This window comes from Nocardioides sp. P86 (assembly GCF_023712465.1).
Lineage (GTDB): Bacteria > Actinomycetota > Actinomycetes > Propionibacteriales > Nocardioidaceae > Nocardioides > Nocardioides kribbensis.
The window spans coordinates 644,205-656,717 of sequence record NZ_JAMAYE010000001.1; the positions used below are offsets into that span (position 1 = coordinate 644,205).

14 protein-coding genes and 1 pseudogene are annotated in these 12,513 nt (G+C 73.8%); 2 read left to right on the plus strand and 13 right to left on the minus strand.

Annotation, left to right across the window (positions count from 1 at the left end; translation table 11 throughout):
* Positions 1 to 84: 84 nt before the first annotated feature.
* Positions 85 to 393: a DUF2469 domain-containing protein gene (locus M3673_RS02960; RefSeq protein ID WP_056862375.1), complete on the minus strand. Its 309-nt coding sequence runs from the start codon at positions 391 to 393 to the stop codon at positions 85 to 87.
* A 74-nt stretch (positions 394 to 467) separates the two neighbouring features.
* On the opposite strand from M3673_RS02960, the gene M3673_RS02965 reads away from it, so the two are divergent.
* Entirely contained in the window at positions 468 to 1,247 is a 780-nt protein-coding gene (locus tag M3673_RS02965) for a DUF2071 domain-containing protein (RefSeq protein WP_251531383.1), read from the plus strand.
* Here M3673_RS02965 and M3673_RS02970 read toward each other — a convergent pair.
* From M3673_RS02970 to M3673_RS03015, 10 genes and pseudogenes are all read right to left on the minus strand, one after another.
* Positions 1,179 to 1,913 (minus strand): ribonuclease HII, encoded by a 735-nt coding sequence (locus M3673_RS02970; RefSeq protein ID WP_251531386.1) that lies wholly within the window; start codon positions 1,911 to 1,913, stop codon positions 1,179 to 1,181. The two genes, M3673_RS02965 and M3673_RS02970, sit on opposite strands and share 69 nt — an antisense overlap.
* The gene (lepB, locus tag M3673_RS02975) at positions 1,910 to 2,758 is read right to left on the minus strand and encodes a signal peptidase I (RefSeq protein WP_251531389.1); all 849 of its coding nucleotides are present in this window, start codon (positions 2,756 to 2,758) and stop codon (positions 1,910 to 1,912) included. Before lepB ends, M3673_RS02970 begins: the two co-directional genes overlap by 4 nt.
* 46 nt (positions 2,759 to 2,804) lie before the next feature.
* Entirely contained in the window at positions 2,805 to 3,155 is a 351-nt protein-coding gene (gene rplS, locus M3673_RS02980) for a 50S ribosomal protein L19 (protein WP_056862372.1), read from the minus strand.
* 245 nt (positions 3,156 to 3,400) lie between these two features.
* A complete protein-coding gene (locus M3673_RS02985; protein WP_251532768.1) occupies positions 3,401 to 3,847 on the minus strand; it encodes a GNAT family N-acetyltransferase in 447 nt (148 codons plus the stop codon).
* A gap of 18 nt (positions 3,848 to 3,865) precedes the next feature.
* Positions 3,866 to 4,573 (minus strand): annotated as a pseudogene (trmD, locus tag M3673_RS02990) (tRNA (guanosine(37)-N1)-methyltransferase TrmD); the annotation flags it as partial.
* A gap of 7 nt (positions 4,574 to 4,580) precedes the next feature.
* Complete coding sequence (rimM, locus tag M3673_RS02995; protein WP_251531390.1) at positions 4,581 to 5,171, minus strand: ribosome maturation factor RimM; 591 nt, start codon at positions 5,169 to 5,171, stop codon at positions 4,581 to 4,583.
* Between the two features lie 109 nt (positions 5,172 to 5,280).
* Positions 5,281 to 5,523 (minus strand): RNA-binding protein, encoded by a 243-nt coding sequence (locus tag M3673_RS03000; protein ID WP_056862370.1) that lies wholly within the window; start codon positions 5,521 to 5,523, stop codon positions 5,281 to 5,283.
* A 5-nt stretch (positions 5,524 to 5,528) separates the two neighbouring features.
* Entirely contained in the window at positions 5,529 to 6,047 is a 519-nt protein-coding gene (gene rpsP / locus M3673_RS03005; RefSeq protein WP_193664998.1) for a 30S ribosomal protein S16, read from the minus strand.
* Between the two features lie 195 nt (positions 6,048 to 6,242).
* On the minus strand, positions 6,243 to 7,634 hold the full coding sequence (locus tag M3673_RS03010; RefSeq protein ID WP_193665000.1) for a GntP family permease: 1,392 nt from the start codon (positions 7,632 to 7,634) through the stop codon (positions 6,243 to 6,245).
* 4 nt (positions 7,635 to 7,638) lie between these two features.
* The gene (locus M3673_RS03015; protein WP_251532769.1) at positions 7,639 to 8,169 is read right to left on the minus strand and encodes a gluconokinase; all 531 of its coding nucleotides are present in this window, start codon (positions 8,167 to 8,169) and stop codon (positions 7,639 to 7,641) included.
* 222 nt (positions 8,170 to 8,391) lie between these two features.
* Here M3673_RS03015 and M3673_RS03020 point away from each other — a divergent pair, with 222 nt between their 5' ends.
* A complete protein-coding gene (locus M3673_RS03020) occupies positions 8,392 to 9,156 on the plus strand; it encodes a FadR/GntR family transcriptional regulator (RefSeq protein WP_228941877.1) in 765 nt (254 codons plus the stop codon).
* Positions 9,157 to 9,180: 24 nt separating this feature from the next.
* Here the strand turns inward: M3673_RS03020 and M3673_RS03025 are convergent, their stop codons facing one another.
* The gene (locus tag M3673_RS03025; RefSeq protein WP_251531392.1) at positions 9,181 to 10,302 is read right to left on the minus strand and encodes an amidohydrolase family protein; all 1,122 of its coding nucleotides are present in this window, start codon (positions 10,300 to 10,302) and stop codon (positions 9,181 to 9,183) included.
* 85 nt (positions 10,303 to 10,387) lie between these two features.
* Positions 10,388 to 12,463 (minus strand): glycoside hydrolase family 3 protein, encoded by a 2,076-nt coding sequence (locus M3673_RS03030; RefSeq protein ID WP_251531395.1) that lies wholly within the window; start codon positions 12,461 to 12,463, stop codon positions 10,388 to 10,390.
* Between the last annotated feature and the right edge of the window lie 50 nt (positions 12,464 to 12,513).

Sequence of the window (12,513 nt, forward strand, 5' to 3'; positions counted from 1 at the left end):
CAGCAGCCCCCGGAGCTCCACGAGCGAGGCTAGGGAAGGCGCTCAGGGGCGCGCGGCCAGCTGCGGGCAGATGGCCCGAAAGGACTACTTCTCGGGCAGATCCATGTCCGAAGGACTGAGCTCCTCGACGTTGACGTCCTTGAACGTCAGCACCTTCACGTTCTTGGCGAAGCGGGCGGGGCGGTACATGTCCCAGACCCAGGCGTCGCTCATCGACACCTCGAAGAAGACGTCGCCGGCTTCGGTGCGCGCCTTCACGTCGACCTGGTTGCACAGGTAGAAGCGCCGGTCGGTCTCGACGACGTACTTGAAGATGCCCACGACGTCGCGGTACTCGCGGTAGAGGGTCAGCTCCATCTCGGTCTCGTACTTCTCGAGATCCTCGGCGCTCATCGCTCTCCTCGTCGTCGGTGCGGGCGGGCCCGAGGGGTGGGGTCGCGGGCCGTGCGCACTGGCATCGTAGACACGTGAGCGACACCCGAGTGCCCCCAGGCCTGGGGCGGCCCGTCGAGGCCCAGGGGCCCCCGCTGCCGGGCCGCCCGATCATGAACCAGTGGTGGCGCGACATCGCCTTCGTCCACTGGCGCGTCGATCCCGACCGGGTGGCACCGCTGCTCCCGCCGGGGGTGCGCCCCGACCTGCACGACGGCAGCGCCTGGGTCGGCCTCATCCCCTTCCGGATGGTGGAGGCGGGCTTCGGGCGGCGCAGCACGGCGCCGTGGTTCGGCACCTTCCTCGAGACCAACGTCAGGCTCTACTCCACCGACGACCGCGGCCGTCACGGCGTGGTCTTCCGCTCCCTCGAGGCCGAGCGGCTCGCGGTGGTGGCCGGCGCCAACCTCACCTTCAACGTGCCCTACCGCTGGGCCGGCATGACGATGGCCCCGGCCGCGCTCCCCCACGACGCCGACGTCACCGGCGCCCGCGTCCGCTACGACTCGGTACGCCGCGCCCGCGGCCGCGCGCGCAGTCGCCTCGAGATCGAGGTGGGCGAGCCGGTCGCCGAGCCCAGCCCGCTCGACCTCTTCCTCACCGCCCGCTTCGGGCTGCACACCAGCGTGCTGGGGCGCACCCTGTGGGTGCCCAACACCCACGGCCCGTGGCCGTTGCGCCGCGCCCGGGTGAGCGCCCTCGACGACGAGCTGGTCGCCGCGGCCGGGCTCCCCGGGGTGAGCGGGTCAGCGCCCGACTCGGTGCTCTTCTCGACCGGGGTGCAGACCCGCTTCGGGGTGCCCGAGCGGCTCTGAGCCCGTGGGGGGCTCCAGGCCCGCGGCACGGCGGACGTTGACGAAGCGCATCCGGTGCACCGGCGAGGGGCCGTGCTCGTGCAGCGCCGCGGTGTGGGTCTCGGTGATGTAGCCCTTGTGGGTGGCGAAGTCGTAGGCCGGCCACTGCTCGTGCAGCTCGGTCATGATCCGGTCGCGGGTGACCTTGGCCAGCACCGAGGCCGCGGAGATGCAGGCGGCCACCCGGTCGCCCTTCCAGACCGCCAGCCCCGGCGCGCCGAGGCCGTCGACGGGGAAGCCGTCGGTGAGCACGTAGTCGGGGGCCACGTCGAGCAGGGCCACCGCACGGCGCAGCGCCTCGATGTTGGCGACGTGCATGCCGAGGCGGTCGCACTCCTCCTGCGAGACCACGACGACCGACCAGGCGAGGGCCCGCCGCACGACCTGGTCGTAGCACCGCTCGCGGGCCCGCTCGGTCAGCAGCTTGGAGTCGGCCAGACCCGGCACGATCCCCGCCCGACCGGCGGGCAGGATGCAGGCCCCGGCCACGAGCGGGCCGGCGCAGGCGCCGCGCCCGGCCTCGTCGACCCCGGCCACGGTCTCGATGCCGTGGCGTCGCAGGGCGCGCTCGTAGCCGTAGAGCCCGGCGTCGCGCCGGACGGTGGCACCGCGCGGGAGCAGGCTCACGACGGGTCGGGCACGTCCGCGAAGACGTCGGGACGCTCGAGCAGCCCGGCGTGCCCGACGGGCCAGAAGACGGCCATCACCTTGCCGACGATGTCGTCGACCGGCACGAACTCGTCGCCCGGCACGCAGGCGGTGTCGCCCTCGGCGCACATCTGGAAGCTGGAGTCGGCGGAGTGGCCGCGGTTGTCGCCCATCACGAAGACGGTGCCCTCCGGCACGGGCCCGGCCTGCCAGTCGCAGTCGCCGAGCATCGGCCCGCGGCACTTGATGTTCTTCTCGTCGAGGACGTAGGCGTCCTCCTCCATGGGCAGGCCGTTGACGCTGATCCGCCCGGCCTCGTCGCAGCACACGATGGTGTCGCCCGCGACGCCGACGACGCGCTTCACGAGGTGGCCGCCGCCGGGGTAGAGGCCGATCGCGTCGAGGCCCTTCGTGACCGGGTTGCTCGCGGTGCGCGTCTCCTCCTCGCCCAGCCAGTCGCCGGGGTCCTGGAAGACCACGACGTCACCGCGCTCGGGGGTGCCGCCGCCCCAGTAGGAGACCTTCTGCACCACGATCCGGTCGTTCTCGACCAGGCCGGGCTCCATCGACTCCGAGGGGATGTAGAAGACCTGCAGGAGGAAGGTCTTCACCAGCACCGCCAGACCCACCGCGACGGCGAGCAGCACCAGTGTCTCGACCCCGAACGGCAGCGAGCGCTCCCGGCGCGGTCCGCGCGCTCCCGGGAACGACCGCGACCGCGACTCCGTGACGGCCGGGTCGGGCTCCGCGCCCCGACCGGTCTCGGTCGGGTGCGCGGTGCCGTCGCTCTCGACGGGCACGGGGTCGCGGTCGGGTGAGGTCACGCGGGTGAGTCTAGGAAGCCGGTGGTGCTGCGGGGAGCAGAACCGCTCAGGCCTCGCGGCGCTCCTTGATCTTCGCCTTCTTGCCGCGCAGGTTGCGCAGGTAGTAGAGCTTGGCGCGACGCACGTCACCGCGGGTCACGATCTCGATCTCCTCGAAGATCGGGGAGTTCAGGGGGAAGGTGCGCTCGACACCGACGCCGAAGGACACCTTGCGCACGGTGAAGGTGCGGCCGATGCCGGAGCCCTGGACGCGGATGACGACGCCCTGGAACACCTGGACGCGGGAGCGGTTGCCCTCGACGACCTTGACGTGGACCTTGATGGTGTCGCCGGCGCGGAAGGCCGGGACGTCGTCGCGCTTGAGGGAGTTGCCGAGCTCGGCAATCACGTTGGTCATGGTTCTCCTCGCGGGTGCCACAGGTCAGCCGCGGTGTCGGATGGTCGTGCGTGTTCAGGTGTCGGGCGCAGTGCGAGTGGCCGGCGGCGTCGTGCTCCCCCTGTGGCAGGTGCCCGACGCAGACCCCCCTGCCGGCGGCTGCTGGGCAGCGCCTCGGGGTGATCCGGATTTGGCCGACTGGCCGGTGCGCAAGTCTGCCACAGCCGGGCGGGCGGGGGTGAATCAGCCTGAGCGGCCGGCCAGCGTCAGCCGCGACGGGGCTTGGTCAGCACCGCGGGCCCCGAGGGACCGTCGAGCACGTCGCGCACCGAGTAGCCCGCGCGCTTGTAGCGGCGCAGGTTGGCGGTGCTCGCGGCCCCCGTGAAGAGCCGGTACGCCGTGGCCTCCGGCGCCGCGACGCGCTCGGCGTGCTCGAGCAGGTGGCGTCCCAGCCCGCGCCCGCGCAGGTCGGGGGCCACCATGAGACGCCCGATCTCCCAGGTGCGCCCGTCGAGCCTTCCCCGCACCGACCCGACGAGACGCCCGGCCGAGCGCACGACGTAGGTGTCCCACGACGACAGCGAGGCCGTGACGTCGTCGAGGCCTTCCTGCAGCGGAGGGAGGGTGAGGTCGCCGTTGACCAGCGCCTCGCCCACCCAGCACGCCAGCTGGAGGGTGAGGAGCTCGGCCGCGTCGCCGCGCACGGCCGGCACGACGGCCCACTCCCCGCTGACCGCGGCGCTGGCGTGCAGCAGGTCGGGGCGCCGCTCGGCCGTGCGTCGCACGGCCTGGTCGTGGCGCCAGGCCGCGATCGCGCCGTGGTTGCCGCCGAGGAGCACGGGCGGCACGTCGTGGCCGCGCCACGACGCGGGCTTGGTGTAGACGGGGTACTCCAGCAGGCCGTCCTCGTGCGACTCCTCCACCAGCGAGGCGGCGTTGCCCATGAAGCCCGGCAGCAGTCGCACGACCGCCTCGGTGATGGCGAGCGCCGCCACCTCGCCGCCGTTGAGCACGTAGTCACCGAGCGAGACCTCGCGCACCTCGGCGAGCGTGCGGGCGTGGTCGAGCACCCGCTGGTCGATGCCCTCGTAGCGTCCGCAGGCGAAGACCAGGCGCTCGCGACCGGCCAGCTCGCGGGCCAGGGCCTGGGTCATCGGCTCCCCCGACGGCGTCGTGAACACCACCGTGGCCGGCGCCTGGTCGGACCCGCCGGCGCCCAGCACCTCGTCGAGCGCCTCACCCCAGGGCTCGGGCTTCATGACCATGCCGGCGCCCCCGCCGTACGGCGTGTCGTCGACGGTGCGGTGGCGGTCGTGGGCCCACGAGCGCAGGTCGTGCACGTGGAGCTCGATCAGCCCCTTGGCCACCGCCTTGCCGGGCAGCGAGAGCGACAGCGGCGCGAGGTAGTCGGGGAAGATCGTGAGGTAGTCGAGGCGCACGACGGGCTCAGGCGTCCTCGGGCAGCGGGGTGACGAGCCCCGGTCGGTCGGCCACGACGACGCGTCGCGCGACGAGGTCGACCTCGGGCACGAGCGCCTTCACGAAGGGCACGAGCCCCTCGCGTCCCGACGGGGTGCGCACGGTCAGCAGGTCCTGGGCGCCGCCGTGGACCAGGGCGGTGACCGTGCCGAGCTCGGTGCCGTCGAGGTCGTGCACCGCGAGGCCGACCAGCTGGTGGTCGTAGTACTCGTCGGGGTCGTCGGGTGTCGCGTCGGCCGGCACCGTGGCGTGCAGCAGCAGCCCGCGGGCGGCCTCGGCGGCGTTGCGGTCGGGCAGCTCGGCGAAGGTCGCGAGGAGCACGCCCTGGTGCCAGCGGGTCCGGACGACGCTCACGGAGCGCAGCGGCGAGGAGGAGCCGCGGGGCGCCTCGGCGCGCAGCACCGCGCCGTCGCCGAAGCGGCGCTCGGGCTCGTCGGTGCGCACGTCGACGGTCACCTCGCCGCGGATGCCGTGGGGCTTGCCGATGCGGCCGACGACCAGCTCGATGGTGGGCTCGCCCGGGGGCGTGCCGGGGGCGCTCGGAGATGACGGGGGCACGGCGGGTCCTCTCGGTGGTGGCGGGTGGTGCGAAATGCCGAACGGGTGCCGCCCCGGGGGGCGGCACCCGTTCACGCGGTTGCCGGTCGGCGCTGCTGGCCCGGAGGGCTCAGCGGCGGCGGTCGACGTCGACGAAGTCGACGCGTGCACCCTCGCGACCGGCCAGGGCCGACACAACGGTGCGGAAGGCCGACGCCGTGCGCCCGCCGCGACCGATCACCTTGCCGAGGTCGTCGGGGTGGACCCGGACCTCGAGGATCGAGCCGCGTCGCAGCTGCTTGTCGCGGACCGAGACGTCGTCGGGGTTGTCGACGACGCCGCGGACCAGGTGCTCGAGCGCCTCGGCCAGCACGACGCTCAGGCCTCGGTCTTCTCGGCCTCGGCGTCAGCGGCCGGGGTCTCGGCGGCCTCGGCCTGCTCGGCGGCGACCGCGGGGGTCTCGTCGGCGGGGACCTCGGCCGGCTTTTCCTCGGCGGGCTTCTCGTCGGCCTTCTTGCTGGCCTTCTTGGTCACGGCGTCGCCCTTGGGGCTGCTGTGCGCCTCGGCGAGGGCCTCGTTGAAGATGTCGAGCTTGTCGCGCTTGGCGGCCTTCGTCTTCAGCGTGCCCTCGGTGCCGGGGAGACCCTTGTAGGTCTGCCAGTCACCGGTGACCTTGAGGATGGCCTCGACGGCCTCGGTCGGCTGCGCGCCGACGCCCAGCCAGTACTGCGCCCGGTCGGAGACGACGTCGATGTACGACGGGTCCTCCTTGGGGTGGTACTTGCCGATCTCCTCGATCACTCGACCGTCGCGCTTCTTGCGCGAGTCGACGACGACGATGCGGTACTGCGGCACCCGGACCTTGCCCAGGCGCTTCAAGCGGATCTTGACGGCCACGTTTGTGGTGTCTCCTCGTTTATCGTGGTGGGTGAGGGAGCGTGCACCAGGTGGGGAAACACCGGGCCCGATCGCCTCGAGGGCACCGCGCGACCGGGTGAGAGGGACCGGGCACGCAGGACTCGACGAGCAATGATGCCAGAGACCCCCGGGTGGGCTAAATCGCCCCGCGGACCTCCCCGTGGGACCTCCCCGTCAGATGACGAGGCCGAGCAGCAGCACGAAGACGAGCCCGCTCACCGACAGCACGGTCTCCATCAGCGACCACGACTTGATGGTCTGCCCGACGCTCAGGCCGAAGTACTCCTTGACCAGCCAGAAGCCGGCGTCGTTGACGTGGGAGAAGAACACCGAGCCCGCGCCGATGGCCAGCACGACCAGCGAGACCTCGCCCTGGCTGAGCCCCTCGACCAGGCCGAGCATGAGCGCCGAGGCGGTGATGGTGGCGACCGTGGCCGAGCCGGTCGCGAGGCGGATGAGCACGGCCAGGACCCAGGCGAGGAGCAGGACCGACACGTTGGCGCCGCCGGCCCAGTCGGCCAGCAGCGTGCCGATGCCGGTGTCGACGAGCACCTGCTTGAACCCACCGCCGGCGGCCACGATGAGCAGGATGCCGGCGATGGCCGGCAGCGAGCTCTCGACCGAGGAGGTGATGGCGGCGCGGTCCATGCCCGAGCCGCGCCCGAGGGTGAACATCGCCACGACCACGGCGATCAGCAGGGCGGCGAAGGGGTTGCCGACGACGTCGAAGACCTGCCGCACCGTGTCGGTCTCGTCCTCGATGCCGATGTCGACCAGGGCCTTGGCCATCATCAGCACCACCGGGAGCAGCACGGTCGCGACCGTCAGGCCGAAGGCCGGCCGGGCGGCGGCGTCGGTGCGCTCCTCGGCCTCGAAGAGGTCCGGGGCCGGTACGTCGACCCAGCGCCCGGCGAGCCTGCCGAAGAGCGGGCCCGCGACGACCACGGTCGGCACGGCCACGAGCACGCCGAGCGCCAGCGTCGTGCCGAGGTCGGCGCCGAGGGAGTCGATGGCCACCAGCGGACCGGGGTGCGGCGGCACCAGGCCGTGCATGGCCGAGAGCCCGGCCAGGGTGGGGATGCCGATCGTGATCACCGACAGCTGCGCGCGGCGGGCCACCAGGTAGATCACCGGCATCAGCAGCACGAGCCCGATCTCGAAGAACATCGGCAGCCCGATGAGCGCACCGACGCCGGCCATGGCCCAGGGCAGCGCCCGGGGCGAGGCCTTGCCGACGATCGTGTCGACGATCTGGTCGGCGCCGCCGGAGTCGGCGAGGAGCTTGGCGAACATCGCACCCAGGGCGATGAGCGCCCCCACGCCGGCCGCGGTGGACCCGAAGCCCGTGGAGAAGCTCGTGATGACGCCGTTGACGTTCTGCCCGGCCAGGATGCCGACGGCCAGCGCACCGACGATCAGGGCGAGGAACGGGTGGAGCTTGAGCCAGGTGATCGAGACGACGATGAGGGCGATGGCCGCCAGGGCCGCCAGCACGAGCCGGCCGCCGCCCGCGACGGGCTCGGCCAGCTCGGCCGCGGCGAGCGGCAGGATCTGCGGGAGGGTCATGGGGTCAGCTCCTGTCGGCCCGGGCGGGCCAGGGGGTGGTGGGGTCGGACGGGGTGGCGACGGGCCCGGCGAGCAGGGCGAGCGCCTGCTCGACCAGCACGTCGACCGGTCGGTCCACGTCGAGCACGGCGCCCGGCTCACCGGGGGCCAGCGGCTCGAGGGTGGCGAACTGGGAGGCCAGCAGCGACGCGGGCATGAAGTGCCCCGGGCGGGCGGCCTGGCGGCGCGCGATGACGGCCGGGCTGCCCGCGAGGTGGACGACGAGCAGACGCCCGGCCCCGTCGCGCAGCCGGTCGCGGTAGGACCGCTTGAGGGCGGAGCAGCTCAGCACTCCCCCGCCGGCCTCGTGCTCGCGCAGCCACGATGCCAGCAGGTCCAGCCACGGGGCGCGGTCGGCGTCGTCCAGCGGGATCCCCGCGGCCATCTTGGCGATGTTGGCCGCCGGGTGGAAGTCGTCGGCGTCGGCGAAGGGCACCCCCGCGCACCGGGCCAGGGCGGCCCCCACCGTCGACTTGCCGGAGCCGGACACCCCCATCACCAGGGCCAGGGGTCTCGCGGGTCCCGGAGGTCCCGGGGGGCGGGTCGTGTCCGGCATCGTGCTCCCGTCGTCGCGACGGCCGTGACCGTCGACACATCGTGTGACTGCACGCACACTATGACCAATGATCGGATCATTGGCAATTGGAAGGTTCAAAGATGCGTTCTTTTCTCCGACACTCCGGGCCGACCCTCCCGGCCCGCCTGGGAGGATGGGGCCATGAGCCCCCTCGACCCGCCCGCCGAGGCCCCCGCGCCCGGCGCGCGCCCGCACGGGGCGCTCCACGTCGACACCCTCGACGCCCTGGGGTCGCGGCTGGCGTCGGGCGAGGTGGCACCGGGCGAGGTCCTCACGCTCGACGCGATCCGGCGCGAGCACGGCGTCTCGCTCCCGGTGGCCCGCGAGGCCGTCCGGGTCCTGGAGTCGATGGGCATGGTCGTCTCGCGCCGCCGCGTGGGCGTGACCGTGCAGGACCCCTCGGACTGGAACGTCTTCGACCCCCGGCTGGTGCGCTGGCGCCTCGAGGGCTCCGGGCGCACCGAGCAGCTGCTGGCCATCAGCGAGCTGCGCCAGGGCTTCGAGCCCGTCGCGGCGCGCCTGGCCGCCGACCGCGCCACCCCGGAGCAGTGCCGGGCCATGGCGGAGGCGACGACCGACATGGCGGTGCACGGCCGCACCGGCGACCTCGAGGCCTACCTGCTGGCCGACGTGGCCTTCCACCGCACCCTGCTCGACGCGAGCGGCAACGACATGGTGCGTGCGCTCGCGGGCCTGGTCGAGGAGGTGCTCGCCGGGCGCACCCACCACGACCTCATGCCGGCGCGGCCCAACCCGACCGCGATCGCGCTGCACGACGAGGTCGCGCGCTGCGTGCGCACGGGTGACGGCGCCGGCGCCGAGCACGCGATGCGCGCCATCATCGACGAGGCGGCCGGCGCGATGACGGAGCAGGCGGCCACCGACCGGGCGCGCGCGCGGGAGTAGGCCGGACGGGCGCGACCCCCGGGATCAGGCGACGACGCGACCGCGCAGCACCACCCGGCTCGGCTCCCACAGCACCGACGGGTCGCGGCGGGGGTCGCGCTCGACCACGACGAGGTCGGCGGGCGCGCCCTCCTCGAGCCCCGAGGGGTGCCCGAGCCAGGCGCGGGCCGACCAGGAGGCCGCCGCGACGACGTCGGCGGCGGGCAGCCCCATCTCGACCATGGCCATCACCTCGCCCGCGAGGTGACCGTGGCGCTGCGCCCCGCCCCCGTCGCTGCCGACGAAGAGGGCCACGCCCGCCTCGTGCGCACTCAGCAGCGTCTCGCGTCGGCGGGCGTGGAGGTCCTCCATCGTGGCGGCGTACGCCGGGAACCTCTCGCGCCCCGCGTCGGCGAACTCCGGGAACTTGTCGGTCTGCATCACCGTCGGCACCAGCGCGGTGCCCGCGGCGACCATGCGCTCGAGGTGGGCGGTCGACAGCCCGGTGCCGTGCTCGATGCAGTCGATGCCGGCGTCGAGGAGGCCGTCGAGCACGTCGCGACCGAAGCAGTGGGCGGTGACCCGTGCGCCCTCGGCGTGGGCGGCGGCGATCGCCGCTGCGAAGTCGGAGGCGGGGAAGGACGGCGCGAGGTCGCCCTGCTCGCGCGAGATCCAGTCGCCGACGAGCTTGACCCAGCCGTCGCCGGAGCGGGCCTGCTCCACGACGGTCGGCACGAGGTCGACGGGCTCCACCTCGTCGGCGTAGTGGCGGATGTAGCGGCGGGTGCGTGCCACGTGGCGACCCGCGCGCAGCAGGCGGGGCAGGTCCTCGCGCTCGTGCACCCAGCGGGTGTCGGCGGGCGAGCCGCAGTCGCGCAGCAGGAGCGCCCCGGCGTCGCGGTCCTGCAGGGCCTGGCGCTCGACCTCGTCCGCGTCGACGGCCCCGTGGTCCTCCATGCCCAGGTGGTTGTGGGCGTCGACCAGGCCGGGGAGCACCCAGCCGGTGGCGACGGTCTCCGCGCCCGGCTGCGGCTCGTAGGTCACGTGCCCGTCGACGACGTAGAGGTCGCGGGAGACGTCGTCGCCGGGCAGCACCGGCCCGCGCACGCGCAGGACGGGCGGTCGGGCGGAGCCGGAGGAGCGGGGGCGAGCGCTGGTGGCGGCCATGCCCGGGACGCTACCGCGCCCACCGGGCCCCGACGAGGACCTGCGCGCCCGGTCGCGGGCGCGCAGGTCCTCCCGGCGTCGCCGCTCAGCGACGGGTCGTGAGGCCGTGGCCGAAGGCGTAGAGCGGGTCGTAGTCGGCGTCGCCGACGTTGATCGGCTCCTGGGCCAGGGTCCGCGGCCAGGTCACCGGCAGCCTGCCGGTGAAGGCCCGCTCGCCGAACAGCACGTCGGAGACGCCGGCTCCCTCGCTGCCGGGCAGCCAGGAGGCGACGAGCGCGTCGGTGCTGCGGACGAGCGCCGGGGGCAGGATCATCGGACGACCCGACACGACCAGCACCGTGCAGGCGCGGGCAGCGGCACAGACCTTCTCGACCGCGGCCCGGTCGGCGTCGGTGAGGCGCATCGTCTGCTGCGGGCGCGGCACCCCGCCGTCGGCGGGGTCGTAGGCCCACTGCGGGCCGCCCACGTCGCCGAAGCCCTCGGTGTAGGGCGTCTCGCCCACCACGACGACGCCGTCGGCGCGCTTCGGCACCCGGGTGTCGGCCGTCTCGCTGAAGCGGACCGGTCGGTCGGTCGCGGCCCGGACGCCGTCGAGCACGGTGTCACCGGGCACGACGTTCTCCGACCCGCCCTGCCAGGTGAGGGTCCACCCGCCCGACTGGTTGCCGATGTTGTCGGCATTGCTCCCCGCGACGTAGACGGGGCGGCTCGGCCCGCGCACGGTGTCCGCGGCGAGCGGCAGCACCTGGCCGCGGTTGCGCAGGAGCACCTGCGACTTCGCCACCGCCCGACGGGCCACCGCACGGTGGGCGGGGCTGCCGATCGAGTCGATGCGCGACCGGTCGGTGAGGGGGGCCTCGAAGAGCCCGAGCTCGAACTTCGCGGTCAGGATGCGTCCGACGGCGTCGTCGATGCGCTCCTGGCTCACCCGGCCCTCCTCGACCAGGCCGGTCAGGGTCTCGATGAACTCCCGCCACGCCGGGTCGGTGCCCGCGGCCGGCTCCATGAACATGTCGACCCCGGCGTTGACCGACGCCTCGACCTGGTCGTCGAGGTCGCCGGGGATCTGGTGCAGGGCGCGCCAGTCGGAGACGACGAAGCCCTCGAAGCCCATCTCCCCCTTGAGCACGTCGGTGAGCAGCTCGCGGTTGGCGTGCATCTTGACCGGGTCGCCCAGGCCGTCGTCGGTCCAGTCCACGCTGGAGAAGGACGGCATGATCGAGCCGACGTCGTGCCTGCCCACCGCGTCGGGGTAGGGCGAGAGCGCGAGCCGGTCGAAGTCCTCGCGCGAGACCCGGGCGATGCCCTGGTCGAGGGTGTAGTCGCCCTCGCCGGTGTCCCAGTCGGTCAGACCGTCGCCGGCGAAGTGCTTGGCCGTGGCCAGCACCCGGTCGGTCTCGTCGAGCTGGCCCGGGCCGCCCTGGAGGCCGTCGATGGCCGTCTCCATGCGGGTCGCGAGCCACGGGGTCTCCCCGAAGCTCTCGTAGGTGCGGCCCCAGCGGTCGTCCCGCGCTACGCAGACGCACGGGGCGAAGGCCCACTGCGGGCCCGAGGCCCGGGTCTCGATCGCGGTGAGGTGCCCGATCCGGCGCACGAGCGCGGGGTCGCGGGTGGCCCCCAGGCCGATGTTGTGGGGGAAGACCGTGGCGCCCAGCAGGTTGCCGTGGCCGTGCACGGAGTCGACGCCGTAGAGCAGCGGGATGCCGAGCCGCGAGTCGAGCGCGGCCTGCTGCAGGGTGTCGACGGCGTCGGCCCACGCCTCGGGGGTGTTGGGGTCGGGCACGGAGCCACCGCCCGACAGCACGCTGCCCAGGCCGTACTCGGTGACCAGCGTGGGGTCGGCCGCCACGTCGAGCCGTTCGGCCTGGGTCATCTGGCCGATCTTCTCGGCCAGGGTCATGCGCCCCAGCAGGTCGGCCACGCGTTCCGCGACCGGCAGCGAGGGGTCGAGGTAGGGCAGGACCTCGTCGGAGGCCGGGGCGGAGGAGGCGCCGGGACCCGCGGCGGACACGGCGGCGGTGGAGGCGGAGAGCCCGGCGGGCACGAGCCCGGCGGCGAGGGCGGCGATCGCGAGACCGACGGCCAGGCGGGAGCGACGGTGACGTGGCGCCTGCGGGAGCGGCGCCGAGGCGGCCGGGGTGGGGGTGACAGAGCGGGACATGGGGGTCTCCTTGCCGAGATTCAAGGGAGAGGACCGGTCGGACCGGGCGC

Excerpts from the sequence above, each read along its gene's own strand:
- M3673_RS02960 (WP_056862375.1), bottom strand. The coding sequence starts at position 393 with ATGAGCGCCGAGGATCTCGAGAAGTACGAGACCGAGATGGAGCTGACC.
- rplS (WP_056862372.1), bottom strand. The coding sequence starts at position 3,155 with ATGACCAACGTGATTGCCGAGCTCGGCAACTCCCTCAAGCGCGACGAC.
- M3673_RS03010 (WP_193665000.1), bottom strand. The coding sequence starts at position 7,634 with ATGACCCTCCCGCAGATCCTGCCGCTCGCCGCGGCCGAGCTGGCCGAG.
- M3673_RS03015 (WP_251532769.1), bottom strand. The coding sequence starts at position 8,169 with ATGGGGGTGTCCGGCTCCGGCAAGTCGACGGTGGGGGCCGCCCTGGCC.
- M3673_RS03020 (WP_228941877.1), top strand. The coding sequence starts at position 8,392 with ATGAGCCCCCTCGACCCGCCCGCCGAGGCCCCCGCGCCCGGCGCGCGC.
- M3673_RS03025 (WP_251531392.1), bottom strand. The coding sequence starts at position 10,302 with ATGGCCGCCACCAGCGCTCGCCCCCGCTCCTCCGGCTCCGCCCGACCG.
- M3673_RS03030 (WP_251531395.1), bottom strand. The coding sequence starts at position 12,463 with ATGTCCCGCTCTGTCACCCCCACCCCGGCCGCCTCGGCGCCGCTCCCG.